General features: G+C 43.6%; 18 protein-coding genes. All 18 read right to left on the reverse strand.

Annotated features, from left to right (window positions below):
- Positions 1-382 precede the first annotated feature (382 nt).
- The gene (locus ACTNES_RS13270) at positions 383-1036 is read right to left on the reverse strand and encodes an HAD family hydrolase (protein ID WP_216460439.1); all 654 of its coding nucleotides are present in this window, start codon (positions 1034-1036) and stop codon (positions 383-385) included.
- Positions 1037-1165: 129 nt separating this feature from the next.
- Complete coding sequence (gene radA, locus ACTNES_RS13275; RefSeq protein ID WP_291804878.1) at positions 1166-2542, reverse strand: DNA repair protein RadA; 1377 nt, start codon at positions 2540-2542, stop codon at positions 1166-1168.
- The gene (locus ACTNES_RS13280; protein ID WP_008705473.1) at positions 2536-2949 is read right to left on the reverse strand and encodes a hypothetical protein; all 414 of its coding nucleotides are present in this window, start codon (positions 2947-2949) and stop codon (positions 2536-2538) included. The genes radA and ACTNES_RS13280 overlap by 7 nt, the downstream gene beginning before the upstream one ends.
- A gap of 312 nt (positions 2950-3261) precedes the next feature.
- Positions 3262-5724: an ATP-dependent Clp protease ATP-binding subunit gene (locus ACTNES_RS13285; protein ID WP_291804873.1), complete on the reverse strand. Its 2463-nt coding sequence runs from the start codon at positions 5722-5724 to the stop codon at positions 3262-3264.
- Positions 5725-5732: 8 nt separating this feature from the next.
- Positions 5733-6110, reverse strand: a complete 378-nt coding sequence (locus tag ACTNES_RS13290; RefSeq protein WP_117676472.1) for a GntR family transcriptional regulator — start codon at positions 6108-6110, stop codon at positions 5733-5735.
- Between the two features lie 293 nt (positions 6111-6403).
- Complete coding sequence (locus ACTNES_RS13295; RefSeq protein ID WP_216460436.1) at positions 6404-7174, reverse strand: SseB family protein; 771 nt, start codon at positions 7172-7174, stop codon at positions 6404-6406.
- Between the two features lie 4 nt (positions 7175-7178).
- Complete coding sequence (locus ACTNES_RS13300) at positions 7179-7901, reverse strand: DNA alkylation repair protein (RefSeq protein ID WP_216460435.1); 723 nt, start codon at positions 7899-7901, stop codon at positions 7179-7181.
- Positions 7902-8195: 294 nt separating this feature from the next.
- Complete coding sequence (gene purD / locus ACTNES_RS13305) at positions 8196-9470, reverse strand: phosphoribosylamine--glycine ligase (protein ID WP_291804867.1); 1275 nt, start codon at positions 9468-9470, stop codon at positions 8196-8198.
- 156 nt (positions 9471-9626) lie between these two features.
- The gene (gene purN, locus ACTNES_RS13310; protein WP_216460433.1) at positions 9627-10268 is read right to left on the reverse strand and encodes a phosphoribosylglycinamide formyltransferase; all 642 of its coding nucleotides are present in this window, start codon (positions 10266-10268) and stop codon (positions 9627-9629) included.
- The gene (purM, locus tag ACTNES_RS13315; protein WP_216460432.1) at positions 10262-11287 is read right to left on the reverse strand and encodes a phosphoribosylformylglycinamidine cyclo-ligase; all 1026 of its coding nucleotides are present in this window, start codon (positions 11285-11287) and stop codon (positions 10262-10264) included. Before purM ends, purN begins: the two co-directional genes overlap by 7 nt.
- Positions 11288-11330: 43 nt before the next feature.
- On the reverse strand, positions 11331-11831 hold the full coding sequence (purE, locus tag ACTNES_RS13320; RefSeq protein ID WP_117844700.1) for a 5-(carboxyamino)imidazole ribonucleotide mutase: 501 nt from the start codon (positions 11829-11831) through the stop codon (positions 11331-11333).
- A gap of 385 nt (positions 11832-12216) precedes the next feature.
- Entirely contained in the window at positions 12217-14235 is a 2019-nt protein-coding gene (locus tag ACTNES_RS13325) for an aminopeptidase (protein ID WP_291804885.1), read from the reverse strand.
- Positions 14236-14266: 31 nt separating this feature from the next.
- The gene (locus tag ACTNES_RS13330) at positions 14267-14587 is read right to left on the reverse strand and encodes a DUF6142 family protein (RefSeq protein ID WP_291804855.1); all 321 of its coding nucleotides are present in this window, start codon (positions 14585-14587) and stop codon (positions 14267-14269) included.
- Positions 14571-15044: a VanZ family protein gene (locus tag ACTNES_RS13335; RefSeq protein WP_295266552.1), complete on the reverse strand. Its 474-nt coding sequence runs from the start codon at positions 15042-15044 to the stop codon at positions 14571-14573. Before ACTNES_RS13335 ends, ACTNES_RS13330 begins: the two co-directional genes overlap by 17 nt.
- Positions 15045-15117: 73 nt before the next feature.
- A complete protein-coding gene (locus tag ACTNES_RS13340) occupies positions 15118-15270 on the reverse strand; it encodes a hypothetical protein (protein ID WP_216460429.1) in 153 nt (50 codons plus the stop codon).
- Between the two features lie 149 nt (positions 15271-15419).
- Entirely contained in the window at positions 15420-16100 is a 681-nt protein-coding gene (pyrE, locus tag ACTNES_RS13345) for an orotate phosphoribosyltransferase (protein WP_216460428.1), read from the reverse strand.
- Positions 16101-16296: 196 nt separating this feature from the next.
- The gene (locus ACTNES_RS13350; RefSeq protein ID WP_291804850.1) at positions 16297-17199 is read right to left on the reverse strand and encodes a dihydroorotate dehydrogenase; all 903 of its coding nucleotides are present in this window, start codon (positions 17197-17199) and stop codon (positions 16297-16299) included.
- Positions 17199-17939, reverse strand: a complete 741-nt coding sequence (locus tag ACTNES_RS13355) for a dihydroorotate dehydrogenase electron transfer subunit (protein WP_441039616.1) — start codon at positions 17937-17939, stop codon at positions 17199-17201. Before ACTNES_RS13355 ends, ACTNES_RS13350 begins: the two co-directional genes overlap by 1 nt.
- Positions 17940-17941: the final 2 nt, after the last annotated feature.

Below are 17941 nucleotides of genomic sequence, written 5' to 3' on the forward strand. Positions count from 1 at the left end.
TAAAAATGTAAAGAATTTTCGAGAATCGTATGTGTTTCACTGTTTAGTTATCAAGGTTGTCTGTCTTGCGACAGCTTGTTTACTTTATCACATCTCTTTTTCTTTGTCAAGCACTTTTTTCAAGTTTTTTTCAAAGTTTTTCGAACTCTTCCGGATTTCCGAACTGTTCTTCTGATCTGTGATTGTCGGCTTTGTTCAAGCAACTTGATTACTTTAACACGTTTGCTTTAAATTGTCAAGCACTTTTTTAAATTTCTTTTTTTCTTTCAGAAATCTATTTAAATTGTCTCTATCTAAGAAACAATTATTTCCGACAGCTCAACTAATATAACACCAGAGATGACTAATGTCAACAGTTAATTTCATAATTTGACAAACTTTTTTATTTCAAGTATTTTATAACATCATAAAGTGACTCAAAAATATTTTCCGCAAGTCCTCGCATCTCATCCGTCGGTTCCATCAGGTCTGGCACCATGATCGGGTGCATTCCGGCAGCATGCGCAGCTCTGACTCCATTATAAGAATCTTCTATTACATAGCATTTCTCTGGTTCTGAATTCAGGCGTCTGCATGCTTCCAGAAAGATATCCGGCTCTGGTTTGCTGCGTTTAACCATGTCTCCACCAATGATCTGGTCAAAATAGTTCAGCAATCCCCCTTCCGAAATCTGTCTGCGCACTGTTGCCTCCTGTGTAGAACTGGCAAGTCCGACTTTGAATCCATTTTCTTTCAGATATTTCAGCAATTCCTCAACTCCCGGTTTCTTGGCCAGTCTTCCGTCTGAAGCATGACTAAAAAACACTTCTGCCATCTCTGCTTTATACTTATCATACGGAAACTCCTGACCATAGTGTCTCAGAAAAATCTTTTTACTTACAACACTGTTTGTCCCCAGACACTCATGACATGCCGCTTCAACATTTTTAATGCTGTGACGATCTGCCACTTCCTTCCATGAACTCAATACAAGTGTCTCAGAGTCAAAGATTACACCATCCATATCAAAAATCACTGTATCAATCCCACCTGCCATAACTCTTTCTCCTCATACTATATTTATGGTAACGCTCCACATATCTAAAGTAAAGCCCTTACAGTATATATGGATAATTTCTGCTTCATATAAATATCCGCCCAAAATTATCCATATAGTTCTTCAAATTTATTTTCTCATAATATAACTGATCGCATCACGGATCTGTGACACATAAACCAGATTAATCCCTTCTACATTACCAACAGAAGACCTGCATACCTCTGGAAGCATCACTGTCTCAAATCCCAGTTTCTTTGCTTCCTGTACACGCTGTCCTGCCATGCTAACTGCACGGATCTCGCCGCTCAGACCTATCTCGCCAAATACCATCACATTATCCGGGATTACAATGTCCTTCGCACTGGATACAATTGCCAGGCAGATTCCCAGGTCAATGGCAGGTTCTGTCATCTTCATTCCACCCGCAATATTCACGTAAGCGTCTGATGCAGCCAAATGAATCCCTACTTTCTTCTCCAGCACAGCCATAAGAAGGTTCACTCTGTTAAAATCCGTTCCTACTGCAGTACGTCTCGGAATGCCAAAATTACTCTGACATACCAGTGCCTGGATTTCTACCAGAATCGGGCGGGTTCCTTCCATAGAACATGCCACAACTGATCCTGATGCATCCTCCGGTCTGCCATTCAGCAGGAACTCAGACGGATTTTTCACCTCTTCCAGTCCCGTGTTGCACATCTCAAACACACCAATCTCATTGGTAGATCCAAAACGATTCTTCACTGCACGCAGAATACGATAAGAAGCATGTCGATCACCCTCGAAGTAAAGCACGGTATCTACCATATGCTCCAAAACTCTCGGCCCTGCCACATTTCCCTCTTTCGTCACATGACCTACGATAAAAATGGATACACCCATTCCCTTGGCGATCTGCATCAAGATATTGGTGGATTCTCTTACCTGAGAAACGCTTCCCGGTGCAGAGCTTACATCTTCATGGAACATCGTCTGAATAGAGTCGATCACTACCACATCTGGTTTCTTGCGTTCGATCACCTCTCGGATCACTTCCAGATTTGTCTCGCATAAAAGCTGCATCTTATCATTGAACTGCCCGATACGGTTGGCTCTCAGTTTAATCTGACGCAGAGACTCCTCACCGGAAATATAGAGAACAGAAACCTCTTTCTCTGACAGATTTCTGCACACCTGCAGAAGCAAAGTAGACTTTCCAATTCCCGGATCCCCTCCTACTAAAACAAGGGAGCCGGGGACGATACCGCCGCCCAGCACCCTGTCAAGTTCGCCAATTTTAGTTGTCTGTCGTTCATCTTCAGACAGGCTGATGTCCTTAAGGATCACCGGCTCCTGTCTTTTCTCTGATGATTTCGTTATGCCAGAGGATAAGGATTTCTTAGTGGAAACTGTTTCCTCCACAAAAGTATTCCAGGACTTGCATCCCGGGCACTGTCCCATCCATTTCGCAGATTCATATCCGCACTCCTGGCAAAAATATACAGTCTTTTTATTTTTTAGCATTTTACAATCTTTACTTCTACTCTTGCAGCATTGCCAAGTTCCACACTAAAGGAGAGCTTGCCGCCCAGGTTTGTTTTCATCTTGCCTGTGCTTGCCTGCTCGATAAATACTTCGTATTCTGTGTCTGGTTCCATCTCAACTGTAATCTGAGCGTCTTCTGGTCCTTCTACATGGAAGTCCATCTGTGCTTCACTCTGTGTAAGATTAAATACTGCAGTTCCCGGAACTGATTCGTAAACGAACATTCCGTTTCTCTCGAGCTTGGTAATCTCCTTGAAAGTTTTCACTTTATACATATCGCCCTGATGCTGATAGTCTGATAATTTAGACTTCTGTGCAAGCTCATAATCACCAAAGCTGATTGCTCCATTCTCTTCTGTGCGGATTAATTCTTTTACTACTGCCATTTCCCTATGTCCTCCTAAGACTCTTTTGTTTGCCGTCCACCGGAATTACACACCGGCGTTTATAAATTTTTCCGACATTTTATGCCGTTATTATATAATAAATAGCTCTTTTTGACCAGTATCTCTCTCGCTTTTTTATAATAATTTCACAATTATAAATACTCATAGTTTAAAGTTCAAGATCCGTACATGCCTGCATGGTAAGGATTTCAAATATTTGTAAATACAGTATACCGGCAGCACACATTTTGCATTAATCGTAGTGATGCAAAGATTGTGGGCGTTGCAAAACAGTGATGCGCAGGTACCGTACTACTGATCTTTCACCTCAAATATGATCTCATTCTTGTGCAGTTTTACCTGTACATGATCTCCTCGTTTGACTTTGCCTTCCAGAATTTCATTTGCAAGTGCATCTTCAATCCTGCTCTGGATTGCACGACGCAGTGGGCGCGCACCGTATTTGTTGTCGGAGCCTTTTTCTGCAATGTTGTCTTTTACTGCGTTTGTTACTGTGAGATGGATATCCATCTGTTCTGCGCAGCGTTTCTCAAGAGTTTTAAGAAGCAGAGTGACGATCTTACGGATATCTTCTTTATTCAGTACATGGAATACCATGATATCATCTATTCGATTGAGGAACTCCGGTTTGAAGATACGACGTACTTCTTCCATTACGCCGCCTTTCATCCGCTCGTAGTCTTTCTTCTCATCATTATTTGACATAAATCCAAGACGTTTCGGTTCCATGATTGCCTGGGCACCTGCGTTGGAGGTCATGATAATGATAGTCTGCTTAAAGTCTACTTTTCTGCCCTGAGCGTCTGTGATATGGCCATCGTCCAGTACCTGCAAAAGAATGTTAAATACATCCGGATGTGCTTTCTCAATCTCATCAAAAAGCAGGACACTGTATGGATTTCTGCGGACTTTCTCGCTGAGCTGACCGCCTTCTTCATAGCCTACATATCCAGGAGGAGATCCGATCAGTTTGGAGACACTGTGTTTCTCCATATATTCAGACATATCTACACGGATCATTGCCTGTTCACTGCCAAATACTGCTTCTGCAAGGGCTTTGGAAAGTTCTGTCTTTCCGACACCTGTCGGGCCAAGGAAAAGGAAGGAGCCAATCGGACGGTTCGGATCTTTAAGTCCAACTCTTCCTCGTTTGACTGCCTGTGCAACAGCTTTCACTGCTTCATCCTGTCCGATCACACGTTTGTGGAGTTCTTTCTCCAGACGTGCAAGACGTTTTGTTTCTCCCTCTGTCAGTTTCTGCAGTGGGATCTTGGTCCAGTCGGAAATCGTTTCTGCGACAGCAGCTTCATTTACAACCAGTTTCTTTCTCTTGTTTCTGCGCTCTGTCTTGATGCGGATTTTCTCTATCTCGGCTTCTACTTCTGTCTGACGGGCCTGTGCTTTTCGGGCACGTTCAATATCCGCAGTCTTGACTGCCTGTTCTTTCTCCTCGCGGAGTTCATTCAGTTCCAGTTCATATGCTTCCATTTCCGGTGTGGACTGGTAGCCTGCAAGCTGGATCTTGGATGCGGATTCGTCAATAATGTCAATCGCTTTATCCGGAAGGAAACGGTCATTGATGTATCTCTGGGACATTTTTACTGCTGCCTCAAGAGCTTCATCTTCAATCTTTACGCCGTGGTGTTTCTCATAGTATGGACGGAGTCCTTTAAGGATCTCGATAGTCTCTTCTGCTGACGGTTCTTCCACTGTTACAGGCTGGAATCTGCGTTCCAGTGCTGCGTCTTTCTCAATATGTTTGCGGTACTCTTCCAGAGTGGTGGCTCCGATCAGCTGGATCTCGCCTCTGGACAGAGATGGCTTCAGGATATTGGATGCATCCAGTGCACCTTCCGCACCGCCGGCACCGATAATAGTATGAATCTCATCAATGAACAGCAGGATTCCCTGATGTTCTTTTACTTCCTGGATCACATTCTTGATACGTTCCTCAAATTCACCCCTGTACTTGCTTCCTGCAACCATGCCGGAAAGATCCAGAACAACAAGGCGCTTCTCTTTCACTGTATCCGGAACCATTCCCATAACGATACGCTGGGCAAGTCCCTCTACGATTGCAGTCTTACCAACACCTGGTTCACCTACCAGGCACGGGTTGTTCTTAGTTCGTCTGCTCAGAATCTGGATCAGTCGGGTAATCTCTTTCTCACGTCCCACTACAGGGTCAAGCTTTCCCTCGGCTGCAAGCTGTGTCAGATCACGGCTGTACTGGTCCAAAGTCGGGGTGCTTGTTGTTCTTTTATTCTTTGCATTCTTTGCGTACTGAAATTCTTCTGCAATCGTGTCATTGTCAAACCCCATTGCTGTCAGGATTGCTGCAAAAAGTTTCTGGATATTTACTCCCATTGTAAACAGCAGTCTGGTGGCTACACATTCTGGTTCTTTCAGAAGTGCAAGTAACAGATGCTCTGTTCCGCAGAGGCATTCCATGCTCTCTGCATCCTCCTGTGCCTGCTCAAGGATTCTTCTTGATCTCGGACTGTACTGCGGATCCTTTGGTTCCTCCACTGCAGTGCTGCCCTGAGATGGGGCGATCAGATCGTTGATCAGTTCCATGAGTTTCTCTTCTTCTACATTAAATTCCTGCAGGACTTTTCCCGCAGTGCCTTCCGGCTCTTTCAAAAGACCGGCCAGAAGATGCTCTGTTCCGATATAGCCGTGTCCACAAGACTTCGCTGTCGTCTTTGCCAGTTTGAGGGCATTCTCTGCCTGTCTGGTAAATTGTCTCTCCATGTCGTCTCCTATCTGTCTTTATTATAATCGTCAAAAATCTCGTCAATCAGCTGGTGTACTTCTTCTCTGGTCACACTCTTACAACATCCTTTCGCAAGAGCTACCATGAGATTCTGTTTCAGTTCTTCCAGCGCTTTTCGTTTATTTACATCAATGGAAATCACTGCTCCACGTCTGCGGTCAATGGTGACAAATCCCTCCTGCCGCAGCAGGGAATATGCCTTGTTCACTGTGTGCATATTTATTCCTACTGTGTCTGCAAGCTGTCTCACTGAGGGTAAGGTGTCGCCCTCCTGCAGTCTTGATGTGGCAATTCCCATGATGATCTGGTTGGTCAGCTGGATGTAGATGGCCTCATCACTGCTAAAATCTATTTCAATCATCATACGGGGTTTCTCCTTTTTTGTGTTACACATATCCTAGCACGAACCAACATTTTTTGCAACCAGAACCCACTTGACAATCATCATAACTTAAGATTGTGAAATATACCAATGAAACAACCGTTTTGTCCTGACAAAAAAGGTGCATACCATGAATTCTCACATCGTTCACGGTATGCACCCTGTATATTCTACTTACCTGTTCAGATCAGCTGCATTTTTTCGTATCAACAATTCCCATCCACTGCTTATTGCTTTTCGTAATTGAAAACAGTGACTTACCTGATCCGTCCAAATTATTTCAATCCGATGATTTTGTTAATCTGCTCTCTGTTGAGCACAAGGTTAAATCCTAACGGGTTGACTGCGTAAGCCATTGCCTTTTCGATCATCAGTTCCGGAAGTTTCGCAAATGGTACTTTTGCAATACGGAGTTTCTGGCCTTTTGTGAATTTCTCAAGTTCCATTACATCTGTAAATACAGGCTGAAGGATTTCTTCTTTCTTATTCTTCAGGTATGGAATATTAATCTTCTTTGGATCCTCCGGATCTACGTTCATAGCGATCAGGAACTCAGATTTTCTTAAGTTTACGATCAGCTCTTCTTCCAGCTCGCGGAGATTTCCATGCTGGTCTTTCTCTACCGGACGGCGAAGCTCCTGCATAAAGTAAATACCGGACAGCTCCAGCGTCGGATTAAGAAGTGGTCTTTTAGCCGGCTCAATCTGGCTCATGTCTGCCTGTTTTGCGATTTCCGGAAGATCGACCTCGATCTGGTCTTCACCGTCTACCCATACAACTGTGTTTACGCCGATTGCATAGAATGTACCGTATAATCTCGGATAATCTTTCTTAGTAAATTTCATACCCATGAGAAGAACTTTATTCTCTACCATTTTCTTGCCAAATGCCTTGATTCCTTCTTCTGTAGAAAAGATCCATGCCTGGTCATTAAATGTTTCTTCATCACATTTCACATATGGAAGCTTGGTAGCCTGTGAATATGCTACAAACACTTCCTCTCTCGTCTGTAATTCTTTGATTGCTTCTTCTTTGCTGATTCCCATTATTTTATCCTCTCTGTCTCATTTCTTTTATGATCTTCTTCATTTCCTTATCAACACGATAAGATTCTGTGATCTTCTGTAATGATTTCTTATATGTAAATTCATCCAGTTTGTGACTGCCCTGTAAATATGCCAGCATCTCATTGGGAAATGCTGCAAAATATACGGATACGGCCCAGGCTACTGCCATCTTCGTGTAATAGTCCGGCTGGGTGATCCGTTCCAGGCGGTGGATGCTCTCTTCCAGATACTCGCGCTTCACAAAATGTCCCAGAAGCATGACTGCCGCAAATCTCGCCTCATACTCTCTGTCGGAAGTCAGATATGGTTCGATAAAGTCCCAGTATTCTTTCGGATATTTATCTGCATCTTTCAGTGTACTGCAAAAACAGTCACATACGCCCCAACTGTTAATATCCGGTACAAACTTCTTCACATATTCCAGACGCTGCCCGCATTCCATCTTTGCATAGGCAACTACCAGTCCGCGGAGCATTGTTTCTTCATACCACTGGTCATCTGCCTGAGTAAACCATTTCTCCCAGTTCATAGTAGAAAGCTGCTTTGCAAATTTTCGCAGCACAGGAAGCCGGACTCCCATAACATTATCTACGCCAGGTAAAAGACTACTGTGAAACTCCCGGTAGCCGGGATCTTCGTTCTCACGGAGAAACTGGCGCACCATGTCTGTCGTCACCTGAATTTCATTCTGTTTGTCTTTATTCATATAATTCTCCCTGCTGTGTTTCTTTACAGCACTGCTTTTATTTTATAACAGATTGCATGAAAAGTAAAGGAAATCGACGGTATTATTTATGCATTAATATTTACCACAAAAATTCAGACCAGAAAACCTATTCTCAATATAACAGGAAATCTCTTATAACCTTTTCTATATAAAAAGAATCAGAAAACAGACTTGCAGATATATTACCACATTTTCTGTCTTCTGACCCTATATTTTTTACTCTTTACAGATTTCGAATTCCTATGTTTCTCAATTCTCTATACATCGTAGTCATTAAGCTTCGTCAATTGCTTTACCAATATCGTGACGCATATATTTGTTTGCAAATGTAATCCACTCTGTGGCTTCATAAGCGTTCTTTCTTGCTTCTTTCAGGTCTTTGCCTGTAGCAGTGATTCCAAGGACACGGCCACCGTTGGTAACGATCTGACCGTCTTTTAATTTGGTTCCTGCGTGGAAGCAATAGTAACCGTCTTTATCTTTGAAGTTCTCGAAACCGTACATTGGAATGCCTTTTTCGTATTTTACAGGGTAGCCGTCGCTTGCGAGGACTACGCATACTGCTGCATTGTCTTCGAACTGGAGATCTACCTGATCCAAGGTTCCATTTACACAGGCTTCCATCACTTCGATGATGTCATTTTTCATTCGTGGAAGTACTACCTGTGCTTCAGGATCTCCGAAACGGGCGTTGTATTCCAGAACTTTCGGGCCATCTGGTGTGAGCATAAGGCCGAAGAAGATGATTCCCTTGAACGGGCGTCCCTCTGCTGCCATTGCGTCTACTGTCGGCTGGTATACGTATTTCTTACAGAACTCATCTACTTCTTCTGTATAGAACGGGCTTGGGGAGAATGTTCCCATTCCGCCTGTATTCAATCCCTGATCTCCGTCCTGGGCACGTTTGTGATCCTGTGCAGAAGTCATGGTACGGATAGTTTTTCCATCTACAAAAGATAACACAGAGACTTCACGTCCAGTCATGAATTCTTCGATGACCATAGTATTTCCAGCATTTCCGAATTTCTTGTCTTCCATGATCTCTTTTACGCCGTCTTCTGCTTCTTTCAGGTCTTTGCAGATCAGTACACCTTTGCCAAGTGCAAGACCATCTGCTTTCAGAACGATTGGAAATTTGGCTTCTGTACGGAGATATTCCAGTGCTTTTTCAGGATCATCAAAGTTCTCATATGCTGCTGTCGGGATGTTGTATTTCTTCATGAGGTCTTTTGAAAACGCCTTGGATCCCTCGAGAATAGCTGCATTCTTTCTTGGTCCGAATACTTTCAGGCCGCGGGCTTCGAATACATCTACTACTCCGCCCACCAGAGGGTCGTCCATACCGATGATGGTAAGATCGATAGCTTTCTCCTGAGCAAAATCAGCAAGTTTCTCGAATTCCATAGCACCGATGTCTACGCATTCTGCCAGTTCTGCGATTCCTGCGTTGCCTGGTGCACAATAAATTTTATCTACTTTCGGGCTCTTGGAAACACTCCATGCAATGGCATGTTCTCTGCCGCCGCTGCCTACGATTAAGACTTTCATATTCATTTGCTCCTTTTCTATGTACATAGTCTGTTTCTTTAACGAACACACATCTGTTGTTTACATTCAAGCGAATATTCACAAATCTCTTTCCTGCTCAATTGTAATCTTCTCATATCAGGATTACCTGCAGATTGCTTCCATTTTACAGACTCTCTACTCTTCTGCATCGAATTCTTCAATTTCTACTCTGCCATCTGACACTTTTACTTTACCGTTGGCAATGAGATTGATAGCTTTCGGCAGAATCTTCCACTCAGCTTTCTCCATGACACGTCTCTGAAGAACCTGCGGGGTGTCGTCGGATTTGATCTTAACTGCCTTCTGCAGGATGATCGGACCTGTGTCTGTACCTGTATCAACAAAGTGTACAGTAGCACCTGTAACGCGGACGCCTCTTGCCAGTGCTTTCTCATGTACGTGAAGTCCATAATAGCCTACACCGCAGAATGACGGGATCAGAGATGGGTGAATGTTGATGATCTTGTTTGGAAATGCTTTTACGATCATCGGCGGGATCGCTACCAGGAATCCTGCCAGAACAATCAGATCCACACCACTCTCTTTCAGCTTCGCCAGAAGTGCCTTGTGAAATTCTTCTCTGTTCTCAAACTGTTTCGGGGAAATGCATACAGCTTCTATATTGTGCTTCTTCGCTCTCTCCAGTGCATAGGCACCTGGATTGTTGCTGATGACCAGAGATACTTCTGCATTTGTGATCTTTCCGCTGTCAATGGCATCCAGGATAGCCTGCAGGTTTGTGCCGCCTCCGGAAACCAGTACGCCGACTTTTAACATAAAGTCACTCCTTTTTCACCATCTTCGATACGTCCTACTACATATGGAGTATCGCCTGCTGCTTTGATCGCTTCCATTGTTTTGTCTACATCTGCTGCATCTACTGCAAGGATCATTCCAAGACCCATGTTGTAGGTATTGTACATCATCTGTTCTTCAATGTTTCCTTTCTCTGCGAGAAGTTTGAAGATCGGAAGTACCGGGTAGCTGTTCTTCTCTACCACTGCACGTGTACCATCTTTGAGCATACGCGGAATGTTTTCATAGAAACCGCCGCCTGTGATATGGCTGCATGCGTGTACGCGGACACCTGCGTTTTTGATGCTCTTTAATGCTTTTACATAGATTCTGGTCGGAGCGAGAAGTGCTTCGCCAAGTGTTGTTCCAAGTTCGTCATAGTATGTATCCAGTGATTCTTTTGTCATGTCAAATACTTTGCGGACAAGGGAAAAACCGTTGCTGTGAACGCCTGTGGATGCCATACCGATGAGAACGTCGCCTGCTTTCAGGTCTTCGCCAGTGATCATGTCTTTCTTATCACAGACACCTACTGCAAAACCTGCAAGATCGTATTCGTCTTCTGGCATTAATCCAGGATGTTCTGCTGTCTCACCGCCGATCAGGGCTGCATCGGACTGTACACATCCCTCTGCTACGCCGCCTACGATCGCTGCGATCTTCTCCGGATAGTTCTTGCCGCATGCGATATAGTCAAGGAAGAATAATGGTTCTCCACCTGCACATGCGATATCATTTACACACATGGCTACTGCATCGATGCCGATGGTGTCATGTTTGTCCATTACCATTGCAAGTTTTACTTTGGTTCCACATCCATCTGTACCGGATAAGAGCACCGGCTCTTCCATGTCTTTGATCTTGACAAGGGAAAATGCTCCGGAAAATCCGCCCAGACCTCCCAGAACTTCTTCACGCATGGTTCTCTTTACATGTTCTTTCATCAGTTCTACTGATTTATATCCTGCTTCAATATCTACTCCAGCGGTCTTGTAATCCATAATAATCCTCCGTCTTGTGCTTTTGATTTTTATTTTTCAAACCTTAGTAATTCTTATATCCAACTTCCTGTAATCTTGCGTCTTTTGCTTCTACCTGTTCTTTTAATTCCTGGCTGTAAGCTTTTAATTTTGCAAGAAGTTCTGCATCTGAGGTTGCAAGGATCTTGGCTGCCAGAAGTCCTGCGTTTGCTCCGCCGTTGATGGCTACTGTTGCAACCGGGATTCCGGACGGCATCTGTACGATGGAATAAAGGGAATCTCTTCCTCCGAGGGAAGTTGTGTGCATAGGAATTCCGATAACCGGCATCGGGAAGATTGCCGCGCACATTCCCGGCAGATGAGCTGCCATTCCGGCACCTGCGATGATTACTTTAAAGCCTTTTTCTTCTGCTGTTTTTGCATATTCAAAAAAGACATCCGGTTCCCTGTGTGCGGAAATGATCTTCATCTCATAATCAATTCCCAGTTTCTCCAGAATGTCTGCTGCTTTGCTCATGATCGGCATATCTGAGTCGCTGCCCATCACAATTCCTACTTTTGCCATGATTATTCTCCTTTTCTTCTCAAGTATCCTCTGACAGATTTCTCAATTTCAGAATCCGCCGGAGACTTAGTTTTTCATTTTATTGATAAAAAAAGTACGGTTAGAAAAGATTTTCTCAAAAACCCTCTCTAACCGTAGATTCTACTAAGATTCCCTTTTTCTGTCAACAATATTGAGGCAAAGAAATATTTTGACAGACTAATAAATATTTTTGGTATTCCAGGGTTTCAAACATGAGGAGGTAGCGATTTACGAAGTAAATCAGCGGATTCCGAATGTTTGTAGGTGCAGTGTGCCAGTGGCACACGTTATGCACCGACCATAGTGGAACGAAGATTGCGGGAGCTGCAAAGCAGCGGAGCAATTCGTGAATACATTAGTTGCCTTAATCCTCAAATGGTTCATTCAGCGCCTCAGTTCCCTGAAGTACGAATCGACCGTCTTCGATAATGGAAGTCATTTCTCCGTCATCGTCGATAGTGCGGATGCTGCCCAGTTCGTCGTATGGGATGGTGATATCTGTGTGGCATCCAAAGTACGCAAGGCTGACATCTTCTTTTCTCATCTCGGAGATTTCGTTATCTCTTGCAATGATTTCTTTTCCATTCGGATTGTAGACCGGAGTGTCTTCTTCCCAGCTGTAGCAGGTGTCACCTACTGCGAAGTGCGGTCCCATTTTTTCAGCAATGAGAATTGGAAGCTTATCTGCGATATCGTATTTCTGTGCTGCTACATAAGCAGTTGTGTTTGTTCCGATAGCGAACTCGCCCATTGCAAGCTTCGGATGATGGAACAGGATATTGTCCTCGATATACTTGCGGTTCTCTTCTTCTGTGTCGAAGTTTGCACAACTGTAGTCAATGACCTGTCCGCAGTCAAATACCAGTTTCAGGTCACGGAACTGCAGACCATTGAGATATACTTTGGAAACATGAAGCATTCCGCCGGTTCCTGCAAGTACAGGTGAAGTAAATACCTCCCCTAACGGAATATTTACATCTGCCACGCAGTTCTCAAAGTTTGTCTGTTTTTCCGGATCTGTCAATGTGTGGAGATGGATGAGCAGATCCGTCTCGTTCTCTCCTTTTCCCTTGATTTCTACCCATTCACAGGTATCAAGAGTGTCAATGATCGTCTGCTGAATTTTCTGATATTTTTTATAATCCAGAGTGTTGATCTTGACGATCTCGCGGAAGATCTCAGGGAAATTCTCTCCGATCTCCGGCACCGGATATGCGATGATCGTGAAGCTTCTCTCATCACCTTTGATATAACGGTTTGTGATCTGGCTGGATTCATTGTCCAGTTCCAACTGAAGCTTCTGCTGTGCTTCTGAGAAAGTCCAGCTTTCCGGTTTGCTTACCGGTGAAAATGGGTTCTCGCCAAATGTCTCGATCACTGCAGGACCGCCATGTACTGCTGCCAGTTCTGCATATTCATCATAGGATGTCTGCATTGCGCGAAGTTTACGCTTTACGAAATCAGAATCCATAAATAATGCGCTGTCCTGTCTGTGGTCATAGTCAAACTGTGGGTTTGCGATTCCGCCTGTAAATCCACTTCTGAACTGATTGCGTCTGTTTACTGCATGGAGTGCATGACGGTAAATAACTGTCTGAAGTCCCATCTCCTCAAACTGGAGAATAGCAGCCTTTACCATCCGCTCAAATCCAAGATGATAGCGGACATTGACTGTCTTTTTCTTAGTGATGTCTTTTCTTCCTGTGATAAATCCCATGCGATAGCCCTCTGTGTAGGTACGTGCCATCTCATCGATTTCTTTCTGTGAAAGGGAATTCAGAAATTCTGCTGTTTTCAGTTCATTCTCTGACACATACTCACCGGACTGGTACAGATAGCTCAGATCATTCAAATCAGATTCCATGATGATCTTTACAACAAAGTTATTTTCCGGATCGATCGCTTCTCTGATCCGTTCTTCTACCATGTCCTGACAGTAATCGTTTACATAGGAAACCAGAATCTCTTTTACCTGTTTCTCGGTCGGAATCTCTTCCTGCGAAAATGCAGAATAGATTTCAAGGAAAAGTTCCAGTACAACTGTAAGATCCCATGCTTTCTTTTCAAATGCATAGGCAATCACGCCGTGAAGTTCTGTATATAAAAATGTAAATGCTTTGCCGTATTCTCCAAGCATTTTCTGTGCGTATGCAGGATTTCCATAGGAATTCTCATAGTTCTCCGGCAGAATATCCTGGTATAATTCATGGTTTTGCTTCTGAAGTTCTTCGAGGCTCTTTCCCTGTATTCCTTTATCCATTACAGCAATTACTTGCTGTAAGAAAACAGCTTCTTTTGCAAAGAAACTGCGGTACGGTTCTTCTGCTGTTTTTTCTTCCGGTATCTGAGCGATTCTTTCTTTTGCCAGCTCATACCGTTCCATTACCCATTCGTCCAAATTTCTTTTCTCCTTTCTAGCCGGAAATTCCCATCAGGAAAATCCCAAGCCATCCGATCATAATAATTCCATTTGCAATAGAACCGACCATACTTGTTCTGTGAGTTCTGTTCTCTTCTGAAAAACTCAACAGTCCCATTGCAAACCCATATATGGATAAAAGCATTGCAAAAAGGCTGATGCCCCCCACAATATACCCAAAGTTTCCTTTCAGAAAAAAGTCCAGTAAAATCGCTGCTGCAAACAAAATCAGCGACGCTATAGCCAGACCTGTGGAAAGCTTACCTTTCTGCGCTTCTTTTTTCTTTGCAAATGCATATCTATATCTTCTTGCCATAAATCTTTCTCCTCAGGTGATCGCAGATAAAGAAAAGCAGATATCCCAACGCTGCTCCAGCTGTGTTCAGGATCATATCATCTACATCAAAGCATCCCACTTTCGTGATAAGTTGGATCACTTCTACTGTGACACTGAGCCCGAAACCGGACAAGATGATCATCCATCCGCTTCTCATTCTTTCTGAAATGACCGGCAGCATAAAGCCAAAAGGCAGAAATCCTGCCACATTTCCAAACAGGTTGGTAAATACTGCAAAAAATCCAAGCTGCTTTCTGTACACCCAAAAGCGCCGTATCTCAACAAACGGAACCAGATTATATCTGTACTGCCGTTCTTCTATTGCAACTCTTCCGTATTCTTCTGAGAAGAAGAGGAAATAGATCAGTGCAAGAACATAGAGAACAAACAGAACTTTTCCCAGTGTCTGTATGATACGTTTTGTTTCTTTTTTCAATGTTTTCCCCTGTTTCTGACCGAAAAACCACACGGAGAAATGGAAACTTCTCCATGTGGTTTCTGCGGTCTTTTTATATCAATATTTCTGATTTCTTTTTCAGCAGTCTTGCACCGTTTACGATCATCATAATTCCTGTTACGATTCCCGTTGTCAGCACAATGATTCCGACTGCCAGACTGCATGCTCCTGTGGAAGACATGGTTTTATAAATCTTTTCGTTCATAGTCATCCTCACTCATGTGATACTGTCTGTTTTTGCAGAACGCAGCACATTTATACATGTTTTTGGGTTAAGCGGACAAAATTATCCGCTGCGTTACTGTTTATAAGCAAATATCTGTTTCGTTTCACGACTTAACGTCTTTTCCTGCTTTATTTTGCACCATACTGTGCATAATATGCATCAATGGCAGCTTTCAATGTATCGTCGATGATCACTTTTCCTTTGTATTCTTTGTTATAAAGGTGTTCGATTACTTCCTGCATGGTTACGATAGCATTTGTTTCAAAACCATAGAGATCATGTACTTCATCAAGTGCACACTTCACGCCACCTTTTCCGACTTCCATACGGTCGAGGGATACCATGAGGCCAACGATTTCTACATTGGCTGCTCCTTTTACCTTTGGTACTGTTTCTTCCATGGATTTACCGGATGTTGTTACGTCCTCGATCATGACTACTCGGTCACCGTCTTTTAATTTGCTGCCAAGGAAGTTTCCCTTGTCTGCGCCGTGGTCTTTCTCTTCTTTACGGTCTGAGCAGTAGCGGATTTCTTTTCCGTATAATTCGCTGAATGCGATTGCTGTTACAACGCTTAACGGGATTCCTTTGTATGCAGGTCCGAAAAGTACGTCAAAGTCGTCGCCGTATTTGTCATGGATCGCATGTGCGTAATATTCGCCAAGTTTCTTTAACTGGGAACCTGTTACATATCCACCTGCATTCATGAAGAATGGAGATTTTCTTCCGCTCTTAAGAGTGAATTCTCCGAATTTCAGTACTTCGCTGTCTACCATGAATTCAATAAATTCCTGTTTATACTGTTCCATCTTATGTTCTGCCTCCTGTATCTATTGCAACTATTTTTAATTATTTTCTGTTACAACTACTATACTTAACAATGTTGTTTTCCTGTTACTGTTTTTTTCATTACCAGTCACAAAGCAAACAATCACATTTTCTATAAAACAATTACAGCAATCATCTGCTATATATTCCAATCTGAACTGGTCTCTACTGTAATTTCTATTTTACAATGCCAACCATATCTTTAACAGATTCAAAGCCATTCTTTTTCATGTATGCTTCGATTCCATCAATGACTTCCAGTGTCACTGCAGGATTGTGGAAGTTTGCTGTGCCGACAGATACTGCACTGGCACCTGCAAGGATGAATTCGATGGCATCCTCTGCGCAGGAGATTCCGCCCATTCCGATGATTGGGATATTGACTGCCTGAGCTACCTGGTATACCATGCGGACTGCGATCGGTTTTACGATCGGACCGGAAACACCGCCTGTTTTGTTTGCAAGTGCGAATGTTTTTCTGTTGATATCAATCTTCATTCCTGTCAGGGTATTGATCAGGGACACCGCATCTGCACCGCCGGCTTCTGCACCTTTGGCGATTTCAGTAATATCAGTAACATTCGGTGTTAATTTCATGATCACCGGCTGCTTTGCGATTTTTTTGATCTGGGCTGTGAGTTCTTCTACATGATGTGCATCCTGACCAAATGCAAGAAATCCCGCATTTACGTTAGGACAGGAGATATTGATTTCCATCATGTCGATTGGCTGGTCTGCCAGACGTTCTACGACTGCCAGATATTCTTCCGGTGCATGACCGCATACGTTTACAATGATCTTGGTGTCATACTGTTTCAGAAACGGAATGTCTCTCTCGCAGAAAAGGTCAATGCCAGGATTCTGCAGACCAATGGCGTTCATCATACCGCCATAAACTTCTGCCACACGTGGGGTTGGATTTCCTGCCCACGGAACATTGGCTACACCTTTGGTTGTCACTGCACCCAGTTTGTTAATATCTACATAATCAGCAAATTCTGCTCCCGAACCAAAAGTTCCGGATGCTACTGTTACCGGATTTTTCCATTCTACGCCGGCAATATTTACTCTCATATCCATCAGATTTCCACCTCCGTAGAAAGAAATACCGGGCCGTCCTTACAGATTCTCTTGTTATGCACATTGCTGTGTGCATCTTTCTCTTTGGACTTGCACACACATGCAAGGCAGGCGCCGATTCCACATGCCATACGTTCCTCAAGGGAAATATAGCATTCGATTCCGTTTTCTTCGGCATAGTTCTTGATCGCACGGAGCATCGGAGTCGGACCGCATGCATAGATGATATCTGCGTTTAAGCCATTCTCTCTGATCGCATCCATAACGTTGCCTTTTGTTCCCACACTGCCGTCTTCTGTGGCAATGTAGAGAATTCCTGCTGCTTCAAATTCCTCTCTCAGAAATGTATGACAGTCACGGTATCCGGCTACGATCTGTTTCTTCTCACATTTCATCTGTTTTGCAAGCTCCAGAATCGGAGGAACACCGATTCCTCCGCCCATGAGAAATACATTTTTTCCCTCGGCTTTCTCTACAGAAAAACCATTTCCAAGAGGTCCGAGTACAGGGATAGTGTCTCCTGCTTTCAGTCTGGAGAATTCGTCTGTTCCGGTTCCCTCTCCGGTTACACGGTATACCAGATGAAGTCTGCCGTTCTCCCTGTCAATCTCACAGAGACTGATCGGTCTCGGCAGAATCTTTGATCTATCATTTGTATAGAGGGATACAAACTGTCCCGGTTTCGCATCTGCTGCGATCTTGTCTGTCTGGATCCACATGCTGTAAATACCTGCACCGATCC

It is taken from the genome of Blautia sp. HCP3S3_D9 (genome assembly GCF_052063845.1).
Lineage (GTDB): Bacteria > Bacillota > Clostridia > Lachnospirales > Lachnospiraceae > Blautia_A.